Raw genomic sequence first — 23771 nt, forward strand, 5'->3', positions numbered from 1 at the left:
ACTGATTTCAGCACCAAGACTGACCCAAAAAGAACGAACCAGGAGACTTTAGATGAGTGGACACGGCGCACCGGAGATTGACCTCACGACCCTTAACCCGGCGGAGACGTCGCAGCTGAAGCTGGCCATTGTGGCCGCGAGCTGGCACACCCAGATCATGGACGGGCTGCTGGACGGCGCGCTCCGCGCCGCCAAGGACGCCGGAATCAGCGAGCCCACCGTCCTGCGGGTGCCGGGCAGCTTCGAGCTCCCCGTGGCCGCAGCCCGGCTCGCCAAGCACTTCGACGCAGTGGTGGCGCTGGGCGTCGTGATCCGCGGCGGAACACCGCACTTCGAGTACGTCTGCGAGGCGGCCACGATGGGACTGACCGACGTCAGCGTCAACACCGGCGTCCCCGTTGGCTTCGGCGTGCTCACCTGCGACACCGAACAGCAGGGCCTGGACCGCGCGGGCCTGCCCGGGTCCAAGGAAGACAAGGGCCACGAGGCTGTCACCGCGGCGCTGGCCACTGCGGTGACCCTCAAGCAGTACAGCTGATCCGCTGCCTGCTCCGGACCTGTGCATTACCTCACATCGGCGCCGTCATGGAACGGCCCGACAGGCGGGGTCAGGCCCGGAGCAAGTAGGCTGGAGGGCGTGAAGAATTTCGAGACGCTGTTCGCAGAACTGAGTGAGAAGGCAGCCACCCGTCCGGCAGGCTCCCGCACCGTCGCAGAATTGGAGTCCGGAGTCCACGGCATCGGCAAGAAGGTCGTGGAGGAAGCCGCCGAAGTGTGGATGGCTGCCGAATACGAATCCGATGAGGCCGCCGCCGAGGAAATCTCCCAGCTCCTGTACCACCTGCAGGTTCTGATGCTCGCCAAAGGCCTGACCCTGGAAGACGTTTACAAGCATCTGTAGCCATGCTGAGCGTGGCCGATTGCCTGTAACCAAGACTTCCTAACCCAGAAAGACCCCCATGCTGCGTGTTGCCGTCCCCAACAAGGGATCCCTGTCCGAAGCGGCTTCGGCCATGCTGTCCGAAGCCGGCTACCGCCAGCGCCGCGATACCCGCGAGCTGGTCATGGTGGACCCGGACAACGACATTGAATTCTTCTTCCTCCGCCCGCGGGACATCGCCGTTTACGTCGGCCGGGGAACGCTCGACGTCGGCATCACCGGCCGCGACCTGCTCCTGGACGCCGAGGTGGAGGCTGAGGAACTGCTGCCGCTGGGCTTTGCCGCCTCAACGTTCCGCTTCGCCGGCCCGGTGGGCGACTTCAGCAAGGTCGAGGAGCTCGAAGGCAAGCGCTTGGCCACAAGCTATGACGGCCTCCTGCGCGGCTACCTCGCCGAACGCGGCGTCAACGCCAAGGTGGTCCGCCTGGACGGTGCCGTCGAGTCATCCGTGCGGCTCGGCGTCGCGGACGCGATTGCCGACGTCGTCGAAACCGGGAACACGCTCAAGGCCGCCGGAATGGAAATCTTCGGCGAACCGATCCTGAAGTCCGAGGCCGTGCTGATCCGCCGCACCGGCCAGGAAGGCTCCGCGAACGGCACGGCCAAGGAAATCGAAGTCCTGATCCGCCGCCTGCAGGGTGTGCTCGTTGCCCGGCAGTACGTCCTGATGGACTACGACATCCGCAAGGAACTGGTGGAGCAGGCCGCAGCGCTCACGCCCGGCCTGGAATCGCCCACCGTCTCGCCGCTGCGTGACTCGGAGTGGGTTGCCGTCCGCTCGATGGTTCCCAAGAAGGAAACCAACAGGATCATGGACGAGCTCTACGACCTCGGTGCGCGGGCCATCCTGGTCAGCAGCATCCACGCCTGCCGGATCTGAGCCGGCCCGTCCCAGCGCGGTCCGTGTCCAACGGGACCACACCGCATCTCCCACCAGCGAATCCCCAGGAGAAATCATGGCTGTAGCAGTGCGCGTTATTCCGTGCCTGGACGTTGACGCCGGCCGCGTGGTCAAGGGCATCAACTTCGAGGGCCTCCGGGACGCCGGCGATCCCGTGGAGCTTGCGCACCGCTATGACAACGGCGGGGCCGACGAACTGACGTTCCTGGATGTGACCGCCTCCTCGGGCAACCGCGAGACCACCTTCGACGTGGTCCGCCGCACCGCCGAGGAAGTCTTCATTCCGCTCACCGTCGGCGGCGGCGTCCGCGGCGTGGCCGAGGTGGACAAGCTCCTGCGTTACGGGGCGGACAAAGCCTCCATCAACACGGCCGCCGTCGCCCGGCCGGACGTCATCGACGAAATCACCCGGCACTTCGGGTCCCAGGTCCTGGTGCTGTCCCTGGATGCCCGGCGCACCCGCCCCGGTTCCGAGCCCACCGCGTCCGGCTTTGAAGTCACCACGCACGGCGGCCGGCAGGGGACCGGGATCGACGCCATCGAGTGGGCACGCGAAGCCGCGGACCGCGGTGTGGGCGAAATCCTGCTCAACTCCATCGATGCCGACGGCACCAAGGACGGCTTCGACATCGAACTCATCCGCCTGGTGCGTGCCGCGGTCAAGGTGCCCATCATCGCGTCCGGCGGGGCCGGCCGGCCCGATCACTTCCCGCCCGCCGTCGCGGCCGGCGCGGACGCCGTCCTGGCGGCGTCGATCTTCCACTTTGGTCCGGTGGACATGATTTCGCAGGTCAAGACGGCGATCCGCGAGGCAGGTTTCGAAGTCCGCTAGGCGGAAACTCCGGTGGTTGGCCTCGGGGATCGCCGGTGGTGGAGCTTGTCGATACCATCGACAGGCTCCCACCAGCAGAGGCAGTTAAAGTCCGACTTCGGCTGACTGCAGGAGCGCGACGGCGTCCGGCTGGCCTTCGAACGTCACCAGCGCATGGCGGGTACGGCCGTGGGCGTGCATGAGCAGTTCGCCCGGTTCACCCACGATGGCCACCGATACGGGAGCACGTTTGGCCACGTGCCGCGGACCGGAAGGACGCACCAGCACGATGCCCAGGTCCACGCCGCGGTACAGGATGGCTGCCCGCTTGACGAGTTCATCCCACAGGGCATCGGAGTATTCCTCGTCCAGTGCCCGGGGAGCCCACCGGTCCACGGCGCGCCGGACGTCCTCGGTGTGCACGAAGTACTCGATCAGGTTGGAGCTCTCGGCCAGGGCCCTGATCCTCAGCGGCGACAGGGCCGGGGGACCGGCACGGAAGGCGTTGACCAGTCGGGTGTAGTCCTCGGCGGTCTTGAGTTTGGCGGCCAGCTTCGCGGTGGCCTCGTCAGAGGCTTTTGCAAGGCTCTTGATAATCAGGCCAAGCCCCACGCCGGCCTTGCGTTCGCGCAGGTAGAGGTGCGCGGCGAGGTCGCGTGTGCGCCAGCCCTTGCAGAGCGTGGGGGAGTCAGGACCGGCCGCCAGCAGGGTTTCGGCCAGGACTTCTCGGGACGGGTCGACGAAATGCATCACTTGTGAAACTAGCACGAGAGGCCGCGAGTTGCGCAGTGGAAGCACTGCCGATTTTGACCCTGATCGTCACACTGCGGTGAGGCACTAGACTTGGTCTGATGTCTGAGCAGCCCGCCCCCGCACCCGTACCCGCCCTTCCCGCTGAAGTGGCGGACGCCCTCAAGCGCGACAGCGCCGGCCTCGTGGCCGCCGTCGTGCAGCAGTTCGACACCAACGAAGTGCTCATGCTGGGCTGGATGGACGACGAGGCGCTGCGCCGGACCATGACCACAGGGAGGGTGACGTTCTACTCCCGCTCCCGCCAGGAGTACTGGCGCAAGGGCGACACCTCCGGCCACGTGCAATGGGTGAAGTCCGTTGCGCTGGATTGCGACGGCGACGCCCTGCTGGTCCGCGTCGATCAGGTGGGCGCGGCCTGCCACACGGGCACGCGGACCTGCTTCGATGGCCGCGGGCTTTCCGTTGTAGCTGGCGACGCCAGCGGCGCAGGGACCGTCAGCTAGCTCCGACAAGGCAGGGCGCCGGCGCCGGCGCCGGACACCTCACCACACGATTCAGGCACCACTTAAGAACAGGCGGAACACCATAGCCATGCAGGACCTTGGAATCATCAGCCCGGGCCTCGAGGAATTCCGGGAGCTCGCCAGCCACAGCCGTGTCATCCCGGTCCGGCTGAAGGTACTGGCCGACGCCGAGACGCCCATCGGGCTCTACCGCAAGCTGGCGAACGGCCAGCCCGGCACGTTCCTGATGGAGTCCGCTGCCGTCGGCGGTTCGTGGTCGCGCTATTCCTTCATCGGCGCCAAGTCACGCGCCACCCTGACCACCAAGGACGGACAGGCGCACTGGCTGGGCGAGCCGCCCGCCGGGGTTCCCGTGGACGGGAACCCGGTGGATGCCATCAGGGATACCGTCGAAGCCCTGCGTACCGAGCGCTTCGACGGCCTGCCGCCCTTCACCTCGGGCCTGGTCGGTTTCCTCGGCTGGGAAACCGTGCGGCACTGGGAGAAACTCACCAGCCCGCCCGAAGACGACCTGGAACTGCCGGAACTGGCCCTGAACCTGGTCACCGACATGGCAGTGCACGACAACATGGACGGCACCGTACTGCTCATCGCCAACGCCATCAACTTCGACAACAGCTCGGAGCGTGTGGACGAGGCATGGCACGACGCCGTGGCCCGGGTCAAGGCACTCCTTGCCAAGGTCAGCACGCCTGTGGAACAGCCGATTTCCGTGCTGGAACCCGCGGCACTGGACTTTGCCTCCAGCGTCCAGGAACGTTGGAACGAGCCCGACTACCTCGCCGCCCTGGACCGCGGCAAGGAAGCAATCGTCGACGGCGAAGTGTTCCAGGTGGTCATTTCCCGCCGCTTCGAGATGGAGTGCGGCGCCGACCCGCTGGATGTCTACCGGGTGCTTCGGAACACCAATCCCAGCCCGTACATGTACATCTTCAGCCTCGAGGACGCCGCCGGCCGGCAGTATTCCATTGTGGGCTCCTCCCCGGAAGCCCTCGTGACGGTCACGGGCGAGGAAGTCATCACCCACCCCATTGCCGGCTCGCGTCCCCGGGGCAAGACCGTGGAAGCGGATAAGGCCTTCGCCGAGGAGCTCCTGGCCGACCAGAAGGAACGCGCCGAACACCTCATGCTGGTGGACCTCTCCCGCAACGACCTCTCCAAGGTCTGCGTCGCCGGCACGGTGGACGTCACGCAGTTCATGGAGGTGGAGCGCTTCAGCCACATCATGCACCTGGTCTCCACCGTCGTGGGCAAGCTCGCCCCCGCCGCCAAGGCGTACGACGTGCTGAAAGCAACGTTCCCCGCCGGGACGCTCTCCGGAGCCCCCAAGCCGCGTGCGCTTCGGCTCCTGGACGAGCTGGAACCGCACCGGCGCGGCATCTACGGCGGCGTAGTGGGCTACCTCGACTTCGCCGGAGACATGGACATGGCCATCGCCATCCGTTCGGCCCTGCTCCGTGAAGGCCGGGCCTACGTCCAGGCCGGCGGCGGAATCGTTGCCGACTCGGTCAACCCGACCGAAGCCTTGGAGACGGTAAATAAGGCTGCCGCACCGCTGCGCGCCGTCCATACGGCCGGGTCCCTGCACAACATCACGGCCGACTCCGTGCCGGACCCGGCGGACGCTTCCGGCCCCGATGCTTCCGGCCGCGCCGCGGGTCCCGCCGCGGCGGGCAGCTGATGGGTGTCATGGAAGACGGCATCACCGAAGACGGCGTCACGGCGGGCAAGACCGGCCGGCCGGCAACCAAGCGGCCAGGCGCTCCGGTGTGGGCGCGGAAGTCCACGCTGGTGCTGATCATTGCCGCAATGGCACTGGCGGTCTTCGGCACCACCACCCAGACGTGGCTGACCGTCCATCTCGACCCTGCCCAGCTGGGCCAGGCCGTCAACAGCCAGGACGGCCTCCAGGTGCAGGGCAGCAAAGCAGCCACCACCGTCACCGCATTGGCACTCGTGGCATTGGCGGGGGGCCTTGCCGCCTCGATCGCGGGCCGGATTGCGCGCTGGATCATTACCGCGATCATCCTCCTCGCGTCCGTTGGCATCGTGACCGCCGCTGTCACGGTGATGGCAGACCCCCTCGCAGCTGCCCAGGGGTCCATCGCAGCCGCCACCGGCATCACCGGGAGCAGCGTCCAGGTGAGCGCCTCGGCGTTCCCCGCACTCGCCGTCGCCGCCGGTGTCCTGCTGGGGCTGGGAGCCCTGCTCATCATTCCAGCCGGACGCCACTGGAAGTCGCGGACGAAATATGACACCGCAGCGGCTGGCACCGCCGGTACCGCGGAAGGTCCCGCGGACGAGATCGACAGCTGGGACAGGCTGTCCCGGGGCGACGATCCCACGTAGGCGGCCCACCGCCGTCCCAGCCGCCGATGTCCAAGGCGCCGCCAAAAAATGGCAGAATGTAAGCAGTATTCATCCTGAGGAGATTTCCATGAGCAAAGCCACTGTTTCCGCATCCAAAGCCGCTGCTGCCGAAAGCGTCTACACCGGCGTCGACCACAGCGCAGACCTCGGCCACGGCAACAGCCCGGCGGCATGGACGTGCGTGATCGTTATGCTGGTGGGCGCGCTCATCGCGGCCATCGCCTTTGTCATTGCCAGCACCCCCATCTTCATTGCCGGCGCAGCTGTCATGGTCATCGGCCTGCTGCTCGGCTGGATCATGCGGAAGGCCGGTTACGGCGTGGACGGCAGCAAGCTGAAGAACTCCGGCCACTAGCAGTGACTGTTCTCGACGACATCAATGCCGGTGCGCGTGAGGACATGGAGGCCCGCCGGCGCCTGGTGTCCCTCGCCGAACTGAAGGACCGCGCCGCAGCGGCGGCTCCCGCGCGTGATGCGTGGGCTGCCCTCGGCGGGGATTCCTCGCCACGGAGCCAGCTGAAGGTCATCGCGGAAATCAAGCGGCGCAGCCCGTCCAAGGGCGATCTGGCGAGCATCGCCGATCCTGCGGACCTCGCGGTCCAGTACGCCGACGGCGGAGCTTCCGTCATCAGCGTGCTCACCGAACAGCGCCGGTTCAGCGGGTCGCTCGCCGACCTTGACGCCGTCCGGAAAGCCGTGGATGTTCCGCTGCTGCGCAAGGACTTCACGGTTGACGAATACCAGATCTGGGAAGCGCGTGCGCACGGTGCGGACCTGGTCCTGCTGATCGTTGCTTCGCTGAGCGACGCCGAGCTGCGCGACTTCAGCCAGCTCACCCGCGAACTGGGCATGAACGCGCTGGTCGAGACGCACACCGCGGAGGAGATCGAGCGCGCCGTCGCGGCGGACGCCCGGATCATCGGCGTCAACGTCCGCAACCTTAAGACGCTCGACGTCGACCGTTCCGTCTTTGCCTCCCTCGCCGGCGGCATCCCTCCGGAAGCGGTCATTGTTGCCGAGTCCGGAGTCCGCGGCGTGGACGACGTCAGGCATTACGCCGCGAGCGGCGCCAATGCCGTGCTGGTGGGCGAAGCGCTCGTCAGCGACGCGACACCTCGTGAGCGGATCGCCGAATTTACCGCTGCAGGGGCGGAAGCCATCGCAGCACGGGTCTGATGACCGGGGCGCCCGGCGGCAGCCTGCTAAAGCCGTGCGCCACCCGAAATTTCTTTATGAACAGTGGAACAGGATGGTGAGACCGATGGTCGACGCGCCAACAACCGGCTCTGATGAGGGCACCGCGGACGCATTTCTGCAAGGAGACCGGTCCCTGCGCCACGCGCCGGGCCCGTATTTCGGCTCCTACGGCGGGCGCTGGATGCCCGAATCCCTCATCGCGGCCCTGGATGAGCTGGAAGACACCTTCGAGAAGGCCAAGGCCGACCCGGACTTCGTCGCCCAGATCAAGGACCTGAACAAGAACTACTCCGGCCGTCCGTCCCTGCTCACCGAGGCCAAACGCTTCGCCGAGCACGCCGGGGGAGTGCGCGTGTTCCTCAAGCGCGAGGACCTCAACCACACCGGTTCGCACAAGATCAACAACGTGCTGGGCCAGGCCCTGCTGGCCAAGCGCATGGGCAAGACCCGCGTGATCGCCGAGACCGGCGCCGGCCAGCACGGCGTGGCCAGTGCCACGGCAGCTGCTTTGCTGGGACTCGAGTGCGTGGTTTACATGGGCGCCGAGGACTGCCGGCGCCAGGCGTTGAACGTTGCGCGCATGGAGCTGCTGGGCGCCACGGTCATTCCGGTGACCAGCGGCTCGCAGACCCTCAAGGACGCAATCAACGAGGCACTCCGCGACTGGGTGGCCAACGTTGACCACACCCACTACCTGCTCGGCACTGCCGCCGGAGCCCACCCGTTCCCCGCGATGGTGCGGTACTTCCACGAGGTCATCGGCGAGGAAGCCCGCGCCCAGATCCTGGAACAGGCCGGACGTCTTCCGGACGCGGTCTGCGCCTGCATCGGCGGCGGCTCCAACGCGATCGGCATCTTCCACGGCTTCCTGGATGATCCTTCCGTCAGGATCTACGGCTTCGAGGCCGGCGGCGACGGCGTGGACACCGGACGCCACGCGGCCACCATCACCCTGGGCAAGCCCGGTGTGCTCCACGGCGCGCGCTCCTACCTGATGCAGGACGACGACGGGCAGACCATCGAGTCGCACTCCATCTCGGCAGGCCTCGATTACCCGGGCGTCGGACCGGAGCACGCCTACCTGGCGGACATCGGCCGCGTCAGCTACGAGCCCATTACGGACGCCGAAGCCATGGATGCCTTCCGGGTTCTGTGCCGGACCGAAGGCATCATCCCCGCGATCGAATCCGCGCACGCCCTGGCCGGCGCCATCAAGGTGGGCCAGCGCCTCGCCGCCGAAGCTGCAGCCGAGGGGAAGGCCGCGGACAGCAAAATTGTCATCGTGAACCTCTCCGGCCGAGGCGACAAGGACGTGGCCACGGCCGCTGAATGGTTTGACCTGCTGGACAAGGATTCCGTAGAGGCCGAGATCGGCAAAGAAGGGGAACAGCTGTGACCGGCGTTCAGGACATCACCAGCACCAGCAAGTCAGCAGCAGCCATTGACAAGGCACGCGCTGAAGGGCGGGCCGCCCTCATCGGCTACCTTCCCGCCGGCTACCCCAGCGTGGAGCAGACCATCGCCGCCGGCATCGCGCTGGCCGAGAACGGGGCCGACCTGATCGAGATCGGGATCCCGTACTCCGACCCCGTCATGGACGGTCAGGTCATCCAGGCTGCCACCACCGAGGCCCTCGCCAAGGGCTTCCACGTCCGCGAGGTCTTTGACGTGGTCCGCGGCATCACCAGCAAGACCGATGCCGCCGTCCTGGTGATGACCTACTGGAACCCGGTGGTCCGGATGGGCGTGGACGAATTCTCCCGCCGGCTGGCCGAAGCCGGGGGAGCAGGGCTGATCACCCCTGACCTGATTCCCGACGAAGCCTCCGAGTGGATGGCCGCCTCGGACAAGTACGGCCTGGACCGGGTGTTCCTCGTGGCACCGTCGTCGTCGCCGGAGCGCATGAAGCGCACGGTGGATGCCAGCCGCGGTTTCGTGTATGCCGTGTCCATCATGGGCGTCACCGGAGCCCGGTCGTCCGTCAGCGATGCCGCGGAAGGCGTCGTGGCCGCCGCGCATGCTGCCGGGGCCGAGCGGGTGTGTGTAGGCCTTGGCGTCTCCAACGCCGGCCAGGTCCGCGAGATCGCGGCCTACGCCGACGGCGTGATCGTGGGTACGGCGCTCGTCGCCGCCATCCGCGACGGCGGCGTGGACGCAGTCGCCGCCCTGACCAAAGACCTCAGCACCGGCCTGACCAGGGAAGAAGCCTAAACAATGCAGACTGTCCTCCACGCGGCGGCCATGCTCCCCGCCAGCATTCCGAGCCCGGACTGGTCCGGGTTCGACATCCCGCTGCCGTGGGGGTCGCTGCGCATCCATGCGTACGCACTGTGCATCCTGGCCGGAATCGTTGTTGGCCTCTGGCTGACGTCGGTCCGCTGGACCAAGCGCGGCACTCCGGAGGGCAGCCTGTGGGACATCGCCATCTGGGCCATCCCGTTCGGCATCATCGGCGGCCGTCTTTACCACGTGTTCTCCTCCCCGGACGCCTACTTCGGCCCGGGCTTCGACGGCACCGGTGACCTTTCCCTGATCCCGCAGATCCAGCGCGGCGGCCTGGGGATCTGGGGTGCTGTCCTGCTCGGCGCCGTGGGCGCGTGGATCGGCTGCCGGCGGGCAGGTGTCAAGCTCACTGCGTTCCTGGACGCCGCAGCCCCCGGGCTGCTGCTTGCCCAGGCCGTGGGGCGCTGGGGAAACTACTTCAACCAGGAACTGTTCGGCGCACCCACCACGCTTCCCTGGGGCCTCCAGATCGATGCCGATAACGCCAACTTCCCGGCGGGGATGCCAGCGGACACACTCTTCCACCCGACGTTCCTCTATGAGTCCCTCTGGAACATTGCGGGCGTGGTGATCCTGCTGGCCCTGGACCGGAAGTTCAACTTCCGCCGCGGGCGGCTGTTCTGGCTCTATGCCATGTACTACACGCTGGGCCGGGTCTGGATCGAAGCCATGCGGATCGACGACGCAGAACAGATCAGCCTATTCGGCATCACCACGCGCCTCAACGTGTGGACCAGCATCGTCGTGTTCCTCGTGGCACTGATCGTGTTCGTGGTGCTTGGGCTCCGCAAGCGCGATGAGCCGGATACCGCGTACCTGGACGGGCACGTTCCAGCCGACAACGACGGTGACACGCCTGACAAGGACGGCGAGTTGGCGACTGTTCCGGCGGACGGCAAAACCATCCGGCATGCGGACAAGAGTGTCTCAGATAGTGAGTCCCGTGGTAATCTCCCTGATAACCAAAGCGGTCCGGGGCACACTTCCGCCCCAACTGAAGCGGTGAAGGAACCAGCTGTCGGCACCACGCCCGCAAAGGGCGGCCAGGCAGCTGAAAACTCCCTTCACCAGGACTCCGGATCTGCGCCGGACACTGACCGCACCAAGTAGTCAGGGCCGGCAAACCGGGCAGCAGGGCTACCGCCCGCACCGCCCGTTCCCACAGCGTCGTGGCACCAGGGCCCCTTCCCGTCAGCACAGAGCTGCTGCCGGGTCAAGCCCAGGTCAGGGCCTGCGTAACTGTTAGTTCAGCAGGCCGGGCTGACCTACAATTTCCAGTAAGTAACACTTTGTTGTGCCCATCACACAGGCACCGCGAGTGGGGCCAACGTTGTCCCTTCCATACGCACGATCAGGAGGAAGGACGTCTCCCATGACCCAAACTCTTCACAGCCCCAGTTGGTCCGAGCCGGACCAGCCGGCCGCCGCCATGTCGCCGTTCAAACGGTTCGCGGCGCTGCCGGAGGCCAGCGGTCTCTACAACCCGGAGCAGGAGAAGGACGCCTGCGGCCTGGCCATCATCGCCACACTCCGCGGCGAGCCGGGCTACGACATCGTCGATGCCGCCCTGACTGCGTTGCGCAACCTCGAGCACCGCGGTGCCGTGGGCGCCGACGAAGGAACGGGCGACGGCGCCGGGCTGCTCATGCAGATCCCGGACGAGTTCTTCCGCGCCGTCACCGAGTTCGAGCTTCCGGCGCCCGGGCAGTACGTCGCAGGTACGGCATTCCTGCCGGCCGAGCAGCGTGAAGCCGACGCCGCCAAGGCAGGCATCGAAGGCCTCGCGGCCGATGAAGGCCTCACCGTCCTGGGCTGGCGCGAGGTCCCGATCGTGGCCGACCTTGTCGGTGCCATGGCCCGGGCCTGCATGCCGTACTTCTCCCAGCCGTTCTTTGCCTCCAGCACCGGGGAAGTGCTGGAGCGCAACGAACTGGACTCCCGTGCCTGGCGCATCCGCAAGCGTGCCCAGAACAAGTTCGGTGTGTACTTCCCGTCGCTGTCCTCCCGGACCATCGTCTACAAGGGCATGCTGACCACCGCGCAGCTGGAGCCGTTCTACCCGGACCTCTCGGACAAGCGCTTCAAGACCAAGCTCGCGATCGTCCACTCGCGCTTCTCCACCAACACGTTCCCGTCCTGGCCGCTGGCCCAGCCCTTCCGCACCATCGCCCACAACGGTGAAATCAACACCGTCAAGGGCAACCGGAACTGGATGCGTGCGCGCCAGTCCCAGCTGGCCAACCCGCTTTTGGGTGATTCCCCCGAGGAGCTGTACCCCATCTGCACCCCGGGCGCCTCCGACTCGGCGTCGTTCGATGAAGTGGCCGAGCTGCTCTGGCTCTCCGGGCGCCCCATCACGCACTCGATCATGATGATGATCCCCGAGGCCTGGGAAAACCACGCCACGATGGATCCTGCCCGCAAGGCGTTCTACGAGTACCACTCCCTGCTGATGGAACCGTGGGACGGCCCCGCCGCTGTCTCGTTCACCGACGGCAGCCTGGTGGGCGCAACGCTTGACCGCAACGGCCTGCGCCCCGGCCGCTACTGGATCACCGAAGACGGACTGGTGGTGTTCGCCTCCGAGGTGGGCGTCATCGACGTCGAACCTTCCAAGGTGGTCAAAAAGGGCCGGGTTTCCCCGGGCAAGATGTTCCTGGTGGACACCGAGGCCGGCCGGATCATCGACGACGAAGAGGTCAAGGCCGAAGTCGCCGCCGCCAACCCGTGGGCGGAGTGGGTCAAGGACAACCTGATCGACCTCGACGAGCTGCCGGAACGCGAGCACGTGGTGCACACGGCCGCGTCCGTGAACATCCGCCAACGGACCTTCGGCTACACCACCGAGGAACTGAAGATCCTGCTGGGCCCGATGGCCCGGACCGGTGCCGAGCCACTGGGCGCCATGGGTTCCGACACTCCGGTGGCCGTGCTGTCCAAGCGTCCGCGGCTCCTTTTCGACTACTTCGTGCAGTCCTTCGCGCAGGTGACCAACCCGCCGCTGGACGCCATCCGCGAAGAACTGGTTACGTCGCTGATGTGCGCCATCGGCCCGAACGGCAACCTGCTGGACACCAAGCAGGTCCGGCAGCCGCAGGTTTCGCTGCCGTTCCCGGTGATCAACAACGACCAGCTCGCCAAGATCGCCAATATCGAAAGCCCGGACGGCGACAGGATCGCCATGAAGGTCCGCGGCCTGTACCGCCCCGAAGGCGGCGAAAACGCGCTGCGTGCCCGCCTGACGGAGATCTGCGAGCAGGTTTCCGGTGCCATCAACCGCGGCGTGCAGTACGTGGTGCTCTCGGACCGCGACTCGAACGCCCAGTGGGCACCGATTCCGTCGCTGCTGCTGGTCAGCGCCGTGCACCACCACTTGCTGCGCAGCGCCAACCGGACCAAGACCGCCCTGGTGGTCGAGGCCGGCGACGTCCGCGAGACGCACCACGTGGCAGTCCTGATCGGCTACGGCGCCTCCGCCGTGAACCCGTACCTGGCCATGGAATCCGTGGAACAGCTCATCAGCACCGGCGACGTTGTTGGCGTCACTCCGCAGGACGGCGTCTACAACCTGATCAAGGGCCTCGGCAAGGGCGTCCTGAAGATCATGTCCAAGATGGGCATCTCCACGGTTGCCTCCTACACCGGCGCGCAGACGTTCGAAGCCCTCGGCCTCGGCCAGGAACTGGTGGATGAGTTCTTTGCGGGAACCCATTCCCAGCTCGGCGGCGTCGGACTCGACGTCATCGCGGCTGAAGTGTCCGCCCGGCACCAGATGGCCTACCCGGAAGGCGGCATCGAGCAGCCGCACCGTCCGCTGCTCGGCGGCGGCGAGTACCAGTGGCGCCGCGACGGCGAACCGCACCTGTTCAACCCGGAGACGGTCTTCCGGCTGCAGCACGCCACGCGTGAACGCCGCTATGACATCTTCAAGCAGTACACCCGCGGCGTGGACGACCAGTCCGAGAACCTCATGACCCTCCGCGGCCTGCTGAAGTTCAAGAACGGTGCCCGTCCCGTGGTGCCGCTCGAGGAAGTGGAGCCCGTCTCCAGCATCGTCAAGCGCTTCTCCACTGGCGCCATGAGCTACGGGTCCATCTCCAAGGAAGCCCACGAGACCCTGGCGATTGCCATGAACCGGCTCGGCGGGAAGTCCAACACCGGTGAAGGCGGCGAGGACGTGGACCGCCTGCTGGACCCCGAGCGCCGCTCGGCCGTCAAGCAGATCGCCTCGGGCCGCTTCGGCGTCACGAGCCTGTACCTGAGCAACGCCGACGACATCCAGATCAAGATGGCGCAGGGTGCCAAGCCCGGCGAAGGCGGCCAGCTGATGGCGCAGAAGGTGTACCCCTGGGTTGCCCGGACGCGCCACTCGACCCCCGGCGTCGGACTCATTTCCCCGCCCCCGCACCACGACATCTACTCGATCGAAGACCTCGCCCAGCTGATCTATGACGCGAAGCGCGCCAATCCTTCGGCGCGGGTGCACGTCAAGCTCGTTTCCGAGGTGGGCATCGGCACAGTTGCCGCCGGTGTCACCAAGGCGAAGGCCGACGTCGTACTGGTTTCCGGTCACGACGGCGGTACCGGCGCCTCGCCGCTGAACTCGCTCAAGCACGCCGGTGTTCCGTGGGAACTGGGTCTCGCAGAGACCCAGCAGACCCTGATGCTCAACGGCCTGCGCGACCGTGTAGTGGTGCAGGTGGACGGTCAGCTGAAGACCGGCCGCGACGTCGTGATCGCCGCGCTGCTCGGCGGCGAGGAATTCGGCTTCGCCACGGCACCCCTGGTGGTGGAGGGCTGCATCATGATGCGCGTCTGCCACCTGGACACCTGCCCCGTGGGCGTTGCGACGCAGAACCCTGAACTGCGGGCCCGCTTCAGCGGCAAGCCGGAGTTCGTGGTGAACTTCTTTGAGTTCTTGGCCGAAGAAGTCCGCGAAATCCTCTCGGAGCTCGGGTTCCGCAGCATCGAAGAGGCCATCGGCCACGCCGAAATGCTGGATACCCGTGAGGCGATCAACCACTGGAAGGCCGAAGGGCTGGACCTGGACCCGATCCTGCACGGACTCGAGTTCGACGACGACGCCCCGCTGCGCAACCTGACCGGCCAGAACCACGAGCTGGACAAGCACTTCGACCAGCGGCTCATCACCATGGCGGCCGAGGCGCTGACCGACCGCAGCCCGGTGAAGATCGCCGTGGACGTCATCAACACGGACCGCTCCGTGGGCACCATGCTGGGCCACGTCGTCACCAAGACGTTCAGCACGGACGTCCTGGCGACGGATACGATCGACATCACGCTGACCGGCACCGCAGGCCAGTCGCTGGGCGCCTTCCTGCCCGCCGGCATCACCCTGCGCATGTTCGGCGACTCGAACGACTACGTGGGCAAGGGCCTCTCCGGCGGCCGCATCATCGTCCGGCCGGACCGCACCAACGTGTTCCAGGCCGAGAGCAACGTGATCGCGGGCAACGTGATCGGTTACGGTGCCACCAGCGGCGAGATGTTCCTGCGCGGCCAGGTCGGCGAACGCTTCCTGGTCCGTAACTCCGGCGCCACCGCGGTTGTCGAAGGCATCGGCGACCACGGCTGCGAGTACATGACCGGCGGCCAGACGCTCATCATCGGACGTACGGGCCGCAACTTCGGTGCGGGCATGTCCGGCGGAACGGCCTACGTGCTGGACCTGCGGACCACCCGGGTGAACAAGCAGGCGCTGGAGTCCGGCGAACTGCAGCTGCGCGAACTGGACGCCGAGGACCGCGACATCGTCCACGGCCTGCTGGTCAAGCACGTCGAGGAAACCGAATCCCTGCACGCGCAGCGGTTGCTGGAGAACTTCGACGACACCGCAGCCCGCATTACCAAAGTCCTGCCGCGCGACTACGCGGCCGTATTGCAGACACGTCTCGACGCGATCGAAGAGGGCCTGGACCCCGATGGCGAAGAAGTATGGTCTCGAATCCTGGAGGTGACCGGTGGCTGATCCACGCGGATTTCTGAAAGTACGTCAGCGTGAAACCCAGCCGCGCCGTCCCGTTCCCGTCCGCATCATGGACTGGAAGGAAGTTTACGAGGCCCAGGAAAAGGGTGTCCTGAAAAGCCAGGCCGGCCGCTGCATGGACTGCGGCGTGCCGTTCTGCCACCAGGGCTGCCCGCTGGGCAACCTGATTCCCGAGTGGAACGACCTCGTATGGCGGGATAAGGGCGAGGAAGCGATTGAGCGGCTGCACGCCACCAACAACTTCCCCGAATTCACCGGCCGCCTGTGCCCGGCTCCCTGCGAAGCGTCCTGCGTGCTGGGCATCAACCAGCCCGCGGTGACCATCAAGCAGGTCGAGGTCTCCATCATCGATGAAGCCTTTGACAACGGCTGGGTCAACCCGCTGCCGCCGACCCGCCTGACGGGCAAGACAGTCGCCGTCGTAGGTTCCGGCCCCGCCGGACTCGCCGTCGCGCAGCAGCTGACCCGCGTGGGCCACACCGTTGCCGTGTACGAGCGCGACGACAAAATCGGCGGCCTCCTGCGCTACGGCATCCCCGACTTCAAGATGGAGAAGGAACAGGTCGACCGCCGACTGGAGCAGATGAAGGCCGAAGGCACCCGCTTCCGGACCGGAGTCGCCGTCGGTACTGACGTGACCTGGGAGCAGCTTCGCCGCCGGTACGACGCCGTGGTGGTTGCCACCGGCGCCACCGTGCCGCGTAACCTGCCTATCCCGGGCCGCGAGCTTGAGGGCGTGCACTACGCCATGGATTACCTTGTTCCGGCCAACCGCGTGGTGGCGGGGGAGCAGGTGGAAAACCAGATCCACGCCAAGGGCAAGCACGTGGTGATCCTCGGCGGCGGCGACACCGGTGCCGACTGCCTCGGTACCGCCCACCGCCACGGTGCCGCTTCGGTGACTACGCTGGCGATCGGCAAGCAGCCGTCCGTGGAGCGTATGCCAAACCAGCCCTGGCCCACGTTCCCCACCCTCTTTGAGGTTGCGAGTGCGCATGAAGAGGGCGGCGAGCGTACGTACCTCGCCTCCACCGTGGAGTTCGTTGGCGAAAATGGCAAGCTCACCGGCGTCAAGGTTGCCGAGACCGAGTTCGTGGACGGCAAGCGCCTCCCCAAGGCCGGCACCGAGCGGATCATTCCCGCGGACCTGGTGTTCCTGTCCCTGGGCTTCACCGGTGCGGAGCCTGCCGGCATTACCGAGCAGGTCCACGCCGAATTCGACGGCCGCGGCAACGTGGCCCGTGACGGCTACTACATGACCAACACCGAGGGTGTGTTCGTTGCCGGCGACGCCGGACGCGGCCAGTCGCTCATTGTGTGGGCCATCGCCGAAGGCCGCGCCTGCGCGGCAGCGGTAGACAAGTTCCTGATGGGAACCACGATCCTGCCTGCCCCGGTTGCCCCAACCGACCGGGCGATCGCCGTTCTCTAGTCACAACTCTGCAGTCACAATCGGGGGACCACGGAAGTTCACCTGCGGTATAACTCCAATCCAGAAACACACCAATAGGGTAGGTATATGAGACGCGCAAAAATCGTGGCAACGTTCGGACCGGCTATTTCCAGCTTCGAGAACACCCTCGCAGTTGTTGAAGCCGGCGTGGATGTTGCCCGCATGAACATGAGCCACGGCGACTACTCGGTGCACGACGTGACGTATGAGAACGTCCGCAAGGCATCGAAGCAGCTCGGCAAGCCCGTTGCCATCATGGCCGACCTCCAGGGCCCCAAGATCCGTCTTGGCCGCTTTGTTGACGGTCCGCACGAACTGGCCGTTGGCGACATCTTCACCATCACCACCGAAGACGTTCCCGGCACCAAGGAAATTTGCTCCACCACGCTCAAGAGCCTGACCGACGACGTCAACGTCGGTGACGCGCTGCTGATCGACGACGGCAAGGTGGCCCTGCGGGCCATCGAGGTCGACGACGTCAAGGTGGTCGCCCAGGTGACCGTCGGCGGCTTCGTGTCCAACAACAAGGGCATCAACCTTCCCGGTGTTGCCGTCAACGTTCCCGCCCTGAGCGAGAAGGACGAGGACGATCTGCGCTGGGCCATGCGCCGCGGTGTGGACATGGTAGCCCTGTCCTTCGTCCGAGACGCCTCGGACATCAAGCGCGTCCACGAAATCATGGACGAAGAGGGACGCCGCGTTCCGGTCATCGCCAAGATCGAGAAGCCGCAGGCCGTTGACCAGCTGCACGAGATCATCGACGCGTTCGACGCCATCATGGTGGCCCGTGGCGACCTCGGCGTGGAGCTCCCGCTCGAAGAGGTGCCGATCGTCCAGAAGCGCGCCATTGAACTGGCCCGCCGCTGGGCCAAGCCGGTCATCGTGGCCACCCAGGTGCTCGAGTCCATGATCGACAACCCGCGCCCCACCCGTGCAGAGGCCTCGGACTGCGCCAACGCAGTGCTCGACGGCGCCGATGCAGTCATGCTCTCCGGCGAGACGAGCGTGGGCAAGTACCCGATCGAAACCGTCAAGGTCATGGCCCGGATCATCGAATCCACCGAGGTCCACGGCCTCGAGCGCGTCCCCCCGCTGGGGACCAAGCCCAAGACCCGTGGCGGCGCAATCACCCGTGCCGCCGTCGAAATCGCCGACCAGCTGGACGCAAAGTACATCTGTGCTTTCACCCAGTCCGGCGACTCCGCACGCCGCCTGTCCCGCCTGCGTCCCGTCAAGCCGGTCTTCGCGTTCACTCCGGTGGAGCACGTGTGGAACCAGCTTGCTCTGACCTGGGGCATCCAGCCGGTCCTGGTTCCCATGGTGGACCACACCGACGAAATGACGGCCCAGGTTGACCGCAGCCTGCTGGAACTGAACCTGGTGGAGGACGGTGACCTGGTGGTCATCGCTGCCGGTTCCCCTCCCGGAAAAGCCGGTTCGACCAACTCGCTGAAGGTGCACAAGGTGGGCGACCTCGCCGACTCCACTTTCGCGGGCGAAGCATCCAGCAACAAGGAAAAGCTCGGACCCTGGCCGGAAAAGAAGAAGAAGGCCTAGGCTTCCCCTGCGTGCGGCGGGAGTCGCACGCAGAACAAAAGGGAGGATCCCCGCCGGTTGGCGGGGATCCTCCCTTTTTTGTCTTTGTCTCCCGGTGATTGAGTTTGTCGAAATCGACAAGCTCAATCAGAAGCGGTTAGTTGACCTGATTGATGATGGTTTCGGCGACCTCGCGCATGCTGAGGCGACGGTCCATCGAGGTCTTCTGGATCCAGCGGAAGGCCTCGGGCTCGGTGAGGCCCATCTTGGTGGTGAGCAGGCTCTTGGCGCGTTCTACGAGCTTGCGGGTGGCGAACTGCTCCTGGAGGTCGGAGACCTCGTTTTCGAGGGCCTTGATCTCCTCATGGCGGGAGAGTGCGATCTCCAGGGCGGGGATCAGGTCCGCGGGGGTGAAGGGCTTGACCACGTAGGCCATGGCGCCGGCGTCACGGGCGCGCTCCACGAGTTCCTTCTGGCTGAAGGCCGTGAGGAGCACTACCGGGGCAATGCGGGCCTTCACGATTTTCTCGGCGGCTGAGATGCCGTCCATGACCGGCATCTTGACGTCCATCAGGACGAGGTCGGGCTTGAGTTCCTCGGCGAGCTGCACGGCCTTCTCGCCGTTGTCCGCTTCGCCGATGACGTCATAGCCCTCGCCCCGGAGGATTTCGATGATGTCCAGGCGGATAAGGGTCTCGTCCTCGGCGACAATAACGCGGCGCGCCGGCTGGCTGTTGGGGTTTGACTCCGTCTGTTCTGACACGGGAACTCCTTGAAAGGTACGGCGGGAACTAGTCCATCTTAGTTGTGCCCGCCGAGGTACTTGGAACTGCTTGGTTTCGTTGCGGCTGCGCTGGCGCGATTCTGGAATTCAGCCTATCTGCATGTAGAGTAATTTCGCGCACTGGAAGCGATCGCGTTGCTCACAACTCTGCTGTGGGCCTAAGATTGTTACTTCCGTGTAATCCGCGCCCGAGTGGCGGAATTGGCAGACGCGCCGCACTCAAAATGCGGTATCGAAAGGTGTGTGGGTTCGAGTCCCACCTCGGGCACGCATAACCCCTCGTCAGAGGGGTTTTTGCTTTAATATGTGGACATTGGCCCTACACGGGTCCCTCTGACACTGTTCCCGGCTTGGCCTGGCGCCGCGGTCGCCTGTGAAGTTATGTGGGTGGCGGGATCAGAGCCCTGGCTGTTGGGCCCTCTGCTTGCTGGAATCTGGGGTATGTGCCGTCCTATCTGGCTGTTCCGATGGCCGGTTGTTGGCCCTCACTTGTTCATGGCCACGAGTTGTGCTGACGACATGACCGAGCCGAATTGTCTTCGAGGATCTTCCTGGGATAGCTGCTTGCTGCGAGCCAGACAGAGGACTCTCATCGCGTGTTTGTCCGGCCAAAGGGGGCGTGCACATTGTGCACACTTTTGTGCACGGGTGGCTTTCGACCTGCATTTTGGTCCCTTCCTCATAGTCTTGGCTTCACCACTTCATGCAGGTCTCTGTTGCAGTCGACATGACTTGGGGCCCGGGCCGTCGTTTTCCTAGGACTTTCAGGGTTCAGCGGGAATGTCTACGGAGGTTTCTGTAGCCGGCGCACGATCCGTCGACAGAGAGCAGGTGTGTGGGATCCGGACTCTTCTTCCGGGGCGGTCCAGGCTTTGGTTGACGTCACCGACGCTCATTCCGCTGAACACAGCGATGAGCACGCTGGCGGCACTGGGGTCGTGGACGAAGTAGTCGGCCGTTGCTTGCAGCGGATGTGTCTGTCAGATGTGTGCGTCGTTCTGATAGCGGAGTCACCGCTGGGTTTGAGGGTCCGGAGTGCAACTTGGGGAACCGGGAGTGATCCAAAGTTTGGCGAGGAAATAAGCGACGGAGACATCTCACGTGTTTAAGATGTCAAGCAGCGAGCTCCGCGGGTGGGGTGAAGGCTGTGGTTTCGTCGAAGCGGGTGCCGGTGGTGAGGCAGTGGTGGAGTTGGCCGAGGAGGCGGTTGAAGAGGTTGCGCTGGGCTGCTGCGTGCCAATCCCCGGCTGCGCGGCGGCGCTGGTAGTGGGCTCTGGCGCCTGGGGATCCGGTGAGGGCAGACAGCGCCCACATGTAGCCGACGGTGCTGAGGCGGTCGTTCTTGACGAATCTGCGGCCGACGAATTTCTTCTTGCCGGAGGCTCTGGTGATTGGTGCGGAGCCGGCGTAGGCCTTCAGGGCGCGGGCGTCTGCGAAGCGGTTTCTGTCATCTCCGATCTCGGCCAGGAGCCGGGCCCCGAGCTGGTTGCCGATCCCGGGGAAGCTGAGCAGGATCTGGGCATCAGGGTGGTTGAGGAAGGCTTCCTCAACTGCGGTGCCGAGCTGGTCGACGCTCTGGCAGGCGGCGTCGAGGAGGAGCAGCAGACCGGCAGCCTGTTGGCCCATGGCGTCTTCCACGGCTTGGGCCTGGCGGGCGTGGTCACCCCGAAGGATGGTCTTGATCCGCTGGGCCTGGGCAGTGATGCCGCGGGAGCGTCCCGCGCGGCGCAGGGCAGTTTCGATCCGTGCGGTGCTGAGGCGTGCGGCCGTGTCGGGGGTGGGGGCGATGCGCAGCAGTTCCCTTATTTCGGGGCGGGCCAGGCCGTTCTGCCAGACGGCGCCAGCCTGAAGGAGGGCGGGGTAGAACTGGCGGAGCACGGAGCGGAGCTGGTTGGCGGTTTGCTGGCGTGCCCAGACCGCGTCCTGCTGGGCGCGGGCCAGGACGGTGATCGCCCTGGCCTGCTCGGTGTCGGCCGGCAGGGGGCGGTGGGCGTGGGCGTCGGTGCGAAGGATGTTCGCCAGCACCAAGGCGTCGCCGGGATCGGACTTTTTCTTCGAGACCCCGTGCCTGTCGCGGTAGCGTGCGGCCGAGAGCGGATTGACCGCGTAGATCTTCCGGGTGCCGGCGCGCAGGGCGGCGACGAGCAGGCCCTGGCTGGTTTCGATCGCTACCGGGACAGGGTCCTGGGGTGTGTCCCCGTGTTCGGCGAGCAGTTCCATCAGGTCCCGGTAGCCTGCGGCGTCGTCGGTGATCCTGCGTTTGGCCAGCAGATCGCCGGCGCTGTCGATGATGGCAATGTCATGGTGGCCCTCGGCCCAGTCGATCCCGCAGTAGATGTCCAATCTGTACTCCTCGCAGTCAAGGTGTGTTCTGTTCCCGGGGTGTGCCAGTTCGGATCACGCAGCGCCCTAATTCCAAGACTCGAAGGTCTGCCATCTCACCAGCCGTTCGTGAAACGAGTCCACTTCGGGCGCCCCGGTCTAACCAAGAGCTCCACGGCTCCCGGAGAAGGAAGGGGTCATCCCGCAGCCTGCACGCCACCACGAGAATCAAGTACCACGCCAACAGTCGGGGGTTCCGCTGCCACGCGGGCGGCGGAACCTGGCCGGCAAAAACCAGGAGGCATCTGCCGGCCCGGTTCGGGGTTCTGCAGCGTCAATCTGCCACTGGTACGCGCCGCTCTCCGTCGAGGGTTCAAGGACCCAAGAGCGCCGAAGGCGTTGCAGCAGCGCTGCGCCGCGGAACCCCGAAAACAGCTCCCGGCAGGCCAGCCGATCTGACTCTGCGGGAAGCTACTTGCGATCGCTTCCAGCCGGGGTGACCGCCCGGCCAATTCAGAATTCTGCGGAGGGGCACCAGCGAACGCGCCGCTCTGCGTCGAGGATTCCAAGATCCAAGAGCGCCGAAGGCGTCACCACCGATGACTCCACCGCAGAACCCCACCAAGACAGCTCCGGAAGAAACCAACATCTGGCCCCCTGGAAGCCGCTTAACAACGAATTAGGAGCGCCGAACGAAACTTTGGATCGAGCCCGGCGCGTAGCGCCCTGGTTGCGCGGAGGACCCGCCCAGCGATGATGGGGATCAGAATGACAAACAGCGAAGTTACTTCTGGTGGTTCATGGAGGCGGGGGAGCGGGGCGGCATGACGGACTAGGTTGACCAGACGTTCGGTGCCGCCAACTGGCCGTCATGATGCGTTTGCGGCCGCCGACCTGTCCTTGTTCTGGTGCGGCCTGCAGTCCGGACGGCGTACGTTCGACCATGAGTTCCCGTTCCATCTGGGCTAGGGAAGCAATGACGTTGAAAGAGAAGCGTCCAGAGACCGTGGTGGTGTCGATCGCATCGGTGAGGCTGACGAGTCCTACGCCGCGGTCGTTCAGTCCGCCGGCGAAGTCCAGGAGGTCTTTTACGCTCCGGCCCAGGCGGTCCAGCTTCCACACCACCAGGGTGTCACCTTCGCGTGGGTTGTCCAGCGCCTGGTCGAGGCCGGGGCGTTGGGACTTGGTGCCGCTGATTGCGTCTTTGTAGATCTTGTCGCATCCGGCCTTCTGTAGGGCGTCGCGCTGCAGGTCCAGGTTCTGGTCCCGGGTGGAAATCCGAGCGTAGCCGATGCGGTGCGTGGTCTTGGGGATGTTCTCTTCTCAATACTCGGTTCGGGGCCTTAGTTCGACTGTACCGATACGAGAATTATTTATGAGAACCGGGGCGAGGGCTGCCGTTTTTTCTTCGTCGAGCCAATTTTCCGCGGCAGGACGTTGCGCCACTTCGATGAGCGATCGATCGCGGGATTCTCGATTCGATGCTTTCTCGGAATCCTTCGTTTTCAAGAACACTTCACTCGGAACAGATTCGTTAGTCTTCCTGTTCTTGCTCGTACCGGTTCGGCGAGTCAGACGTAGCCCTGTTTTTAAGCCACGCTTCTTTTGCCTGATCTGCCCTTCTACGGGATGCGATTGCCGCCCGAATGCCGAAGAACCCAAAGACGCTGAGGACCCCACCAACGAGGGCACCGATAAGCGCAACTCCAACTGATTCCCCACCGATCAGGCCGGTGATGAGGCGAGAAGTTGCGGCACCCACTAGAAACTCCCCAACCAACGCTAGTGCGAGTTTCATTTTGGGTCTTTGCGGGCCTTAGTACCTACCCCTTGTAGTCGCTGACACGTGGGGGTAACGTGCCCATCACAAAGCTCGCCCTTGGAGGCCTC

General features: G+C 65.5%; 20 protein-coding genes and 1 tRNA gene. 16 read left to right on the top strand and 5 right to left on the bottom strand.

Annotated elements, in window-relative coordinates; genetic code table 11:
* Window positions 1-52: 52 nt before the first annotated feature.
* The 4 genes from ribH to hisF all read left to right on the top strand — a co-directional run bounded on the left by ribH (window position 53) and on the right by hisF (window position 2673).
* A complete protein-coding gene (gene ribH, locus ACSQ1X_RS08615) occupies window positions 53-538 on the top strand; it encodes a 6,7-dimethyl-8-ribityllumazine synthase (protein ID WP_011691538.1) in 486 nt (161 codons plus the stop codon).
* A 99-nt stretch (window positions 539-637) separates the two neighbouring features.
* Window positions 638-901 (top strand): phosphoribosyl-ATP diphosphatase, encoded by a 264-nt coding sequence (locus tag ACSQ1X_RS08620; RefSeq protein WP_028270786.1) that lies wholly within the window; start codon window positions 638-640, stop codon window positions 899-901.
* 58 nt (window positions 902-959) lie between these two features.
* On the top strand, window positions 960-1820 hold the full coding sequence (gene hisG / locus ACSQ1X_RS08625) for an ATP phosphoribosyltransferase (protein ID WP_028270785.1): 861 nt from the start codon (window positions 960-962) through the stop codon (window positions 1818-1820).
* Window positions 1821-1896: 76 nt separating this feature from the next.
* A complete protein-coding gene (hisF, locus tag ACSQ1X_RS08630; protein ID WP_055802288.1) occupies window positions 1897-2673 on the top strand; it encodes an imidazole glycerol phosphate synthase subunit HisF in 777 nt (258 codons plus the stop codon).
* Window positions 2674-2757: 84 nt separating this feature from the next.
* Here the strand turns inward: hisF and ACSQ1X_RS08635 are convergent, their stop codons facing one another.
* Window positions 2758-3402: a TIGR03085 family metal-binding protein gene (locus ACSQ1X_RS08635; RefSeq protein ID WP_436057343.1), complete on the bottom strand. Its 645-nt coding sequence runs from the start codon at window positions 3400-3402 to the stop codon at window positions 2758-2760.
* A gap of 101 nt (window positions 3403-3503) precedes the next feature.
* Here ACSQ1X_RS08635 and hisI point away from each other — a divergent pair, with 101 nt between their 5' ends.
* From hisI to pyk, 11 genes are all read left to right on the top strand, one after another.
* On the top strand, window positions 3504-3908 hold the full coding sequence (gene hisI / locus ACSQ1X_RS08640; protein WP_436057344.1) for a phosphoribosyl-AMP cyclohydrolase: 405 nt from the start codon (window positions 3504-3506) through the stop codon (window positions 3906-3908).
* Window positions 3909-3996: 88 nt separating this feature from the next.
* A complete protein-coding gene (locus tag ACSQ1X_RS08645; RefSeq protein ID WP_436057345.1) occupies window positions 3997-5610 on the top strand; it encodes an anthranilate synthase component I in 1614 nt (537 codons plus the stop codon).
* Complete coding sequence (locus ACSQ1X_RS08650; RefSeq protein WP_436057346.1) at window positions 5610-6278, top strand: Trp biosynthesis-associated membrane protein; 669 nt, start codon at window positions 5610-5612, stop codon at window positions 6276-6278. The genes ACSQ1X_RS08645 and ACSQ1X_RS08650 overlap by 1 nt, the downstream gene beginning before the upstream one ends.
* 88 nt (window positions 6279-6366) lie before the next feature.
* Window positions 6367-6654, top strand: a complete 288-nt coding sequence (locus ACSQ1X_RS08655) for an HGxxPAAW family protein (RefSeq protein WP_055802295.1) — start codon at window positions 6367-6369, stop codon at window positions 6652-6654.
* A gap of 2 nt (window positions 6655-6656) precedes the next feature.
* Window positions 6657-7475, top strand: a complete 819-nt coding sequence (trpC, locus tag ACSQ1X_RS08660; protein ID WP_436057347.1) for an indole-3-glycerol phosphate synthase TrpC — start codon at window positions 6657-6659, stop codon at window positions 7473-7475.
* 85 nt (window positions 7476-7560) lie between these two features.
* Entirely contained in the window at window positions 7561-8892 is a 1332-nt protein-coding gene (trpB, locus tag ACSQ1X_RS08665; protein ID WP_055802298.1) for a tryptophan synthase subunit beta, read from the top strand.
* A complete protein-coding gene (gene trpA / locus ACSQ1X_RS08670; RefSeq protein WP_055802299.1) occupies window positions 8889-9707 on the top strand; it encodes a tryptophan synthase subunit alpha in 819 nt (272 codons plus the stop codon). Before trpB ends, trpA begins: the two co-directional genes overlap by 4 nt.
* Window positions 9708-9710: 3 nt before the next feature.
* The gene (gene lgt / locus ACSQ1X_RS08675) at window positions 9711-10889 is read left to right on the top strand and encodes a prolipoprotein diacylglyceryl transferase (protein WP_436057348.1); all 1179 of its coding nucleotides are present in this window, start codon (window positions 9711-9713) and stop codon (window positions 10887-10889) included.
* A 262-nt stretch (window positions 10890-11151) separates the two neighbouring features.
* Window positions 11152-15768 carry a glutamate synthase large subunit gene (gltB, locus tag ACSQ1X_RS08680; protein WP_055802304.1) on the top strand — a complete coding sequence of 1539 codons (4617 nt, stop codon included), beginning with the start codon at window positions 11152-11154 and terminating at the stop codon, window positions 15766-15768.
* A complete protein-coding gene (locus ACSQ1X_RS08685; RefSeq protein WP_028270774.1) occupies window positions 15761-17218 on the top strand; it encodes a glutamate synthase subunit beta in 1458 nt (485 codons plus the stop codon). The genes gltB and ACSQ1X_RS08685 overlap by 8 nt, the downstream gene beginning before the upstream one ends.
* Before the next feature lie 87 nt (window positions 17219-17305).
* Window positions 17306-18796 (top strand): pyruvate kinase, encoded by a 1491-nt coding sequence (gene pyk, locus ACSQ1X_RS08690; protein ID WP_055802306.1) that lies wholly within the window; start codon window positions 17306-17308, stop codon window positions 18794-18796.
* A gap of 136 nt (window positions 18797-18932) precedes the next feature.
* On the opposite strand, the gene ACSQ1X_RS08695 is transcribed toward pyk, so the two are convergent.
* Window positions 18933-19538 carry an ANTAR domain-containing response regulator gene (locus ACSQ1X_RS08695; protein ID WP_028270772.1) on the bottom strand — a complete coding sequence of 202 codons (606 nt, stop codon included), beginning with the start codon at window positions 19536-19538 and terminating at the stop codon, window positions 18933-18935.
* A gap of 207 nt (window positions 19539-19745) precedes the next feature.
* On the opposite strand from ACSQ1X_RS08695, the gene ACSQ1X_RS08700 reads away from it, so the two are divergent.
* Window positions 19746-19827, top strand: a tRNA-Leu gene (locus ACSQ1X_RS08700).
* Window positions 19828-20672: 845 nt separating this feature from the next.
* On the opposite strand, the gene ACSQ1X_RS08705 is transcribed toward ACSQ1X_RS08700, so the two are convergent.
* From ACSQ1X_RS08705 to ACSQ1X_RS08715, 3 genes are all read right to left on the bottom strand, one after another.
* Window positions 20673-21950 (bottom strand): IS110 family transposase, encoded by a 1278-nt coding sequence (locus ACSQ1X_RS08705; protein ID WP_436059300.1) that lies wholly within the window; start codon window positions 21948-21950, stop codon window positions 20673-20675.
* 729 nt (window positions 21951-22679) lie between these two features.
* Window positions 22680-23195 carry a recombinase family protein gene (locus ACSQ1X_RS08710; protein ID WP_436059301.1) on the bottom strand — a complete coding sequence of 172 codons (516 nt, stop codon included), beginning with the start codon at window positions 23193-23195 and terminating at the stop codon, window positions 22680-22682.
* A 220-nt stretch (window positions 23196-23415) separates the two neighbouring features.
* Complete coding sequence (locus ACSQ1X_RS08715; RefSeq protein ID WP_436057349.1) at window positions 23416-23679, bottom strand: hypothetical protein; 264 nt, start codon at window positions 23677-23679, stop codon at window positions 23416-23418.
* Window positions 23680-23771 lie beyond the last annotated feature (92 nt).

Source organism: Arthrobacter sp. LjRoot78, assembly GCF_964254335.1.
Lineage (GTDB): Bacteria > Actinomycetota > Actinomycetes > Actinomycetales > Micrococcaceae > Arthrobacter.

What these genes read in the sequence shown, in the direction of transcription:
- trpB (WP_055802298.1), top strand. Translation starts at nt 7,561, where the DNA reads ATGGTCGACGCGCCAACAACCGGCTCTGATGAGGGCACCGCGGACGCA.
- hisG (WP_028270785.1), top strand. Translation starts at nt 960, where the DNA reads ATGCTGCGTGTTGCCGTCCCCAACAAGGGATCCCTGTCCGAAGCGGCT.
- ACSQ1X_RS08650 (WP_436057346.1), top strand. Translation starts at nt 5,610, where the DNA reads ATGGGTGTCATGGAAGACGGCATCACCGAAGACGGCGTCACGGCGGGC.
- hisI (WP_436057344.1), top strand. Translation starts at nt 3,504, where the DNA reads ATGTCTGAGCAGCCCGCCCCCGCACCCGTACCCGCCCTTCCCGCTGAA.
- ACSQ1X_RS08635 (WP_436057343.1), bottom strand. Translation starts at nt 3,402, where the DNA reads ATGCATTTCGTCGACCCGTCCCGAGAAGTCCTGGCCGAAACCCTGCTG.
- lgt (WP_436057348.1), top strand. Translation starts at nt 9,711, where the DNA reads ATGCAGACTGTCCTCCACGCGGCGGCCATGCTCCCCGCCAGCATTCCG.
- hisF (WP_055802288.1), top strand. Translation starts at nt 1,897, where the DNA reads ATGGCTGTAGCAGTGCGCGTTATTCCGTGCCTGGACGTTGACGCCGGC.
- ACSQ1X_RS08645 (WP_436057345.1), top strand. Translation starts at nt 3,997, where the DNA reads ATGCAGGACCTTGGAATCATCAGCCCGGGCCTCGAGGAATTCCGGGAG.
- ACSQ1X_RS08715 (WP_436057349.1), bottom strand. Translation starts at nt 23,679, where the DNA reads ATGAAACTCGCACTAGCGTTGGTTGGGGAGTTTCTAGTGGGTGCCGCA.
- pyk (WP_055802306.1), top strand. Translation starts at nt 17,306, where the DNA reads ATGAGACGCGCAAAAATCGTGGCAACGTTCGGACCGGCTATTTCCAGC.
- ribH (WP_011691538.1), top strand. Translation starts at nt 53, where the DNA reads ATGAGTGGACACGGCGCACCGGAGATTGACCTCACGACCCTTAACCCG.
- gltB (WP_055802304.1), top strand. Translation starts at nt 11,152, where the DNA reads ATGACCCAAACTCTTCACAGCCCCAGTTGGTCCGAGCCGGACCAGCCG.
- ACSQ1X_RS08655 (WP_055802295.1), top strand. Translation starts at nt 6,367, where the DNA reads ATGAGCAAAGCCACTGTTTCCGCATCCAAAGCCGCTGCTGCCGAAAGC.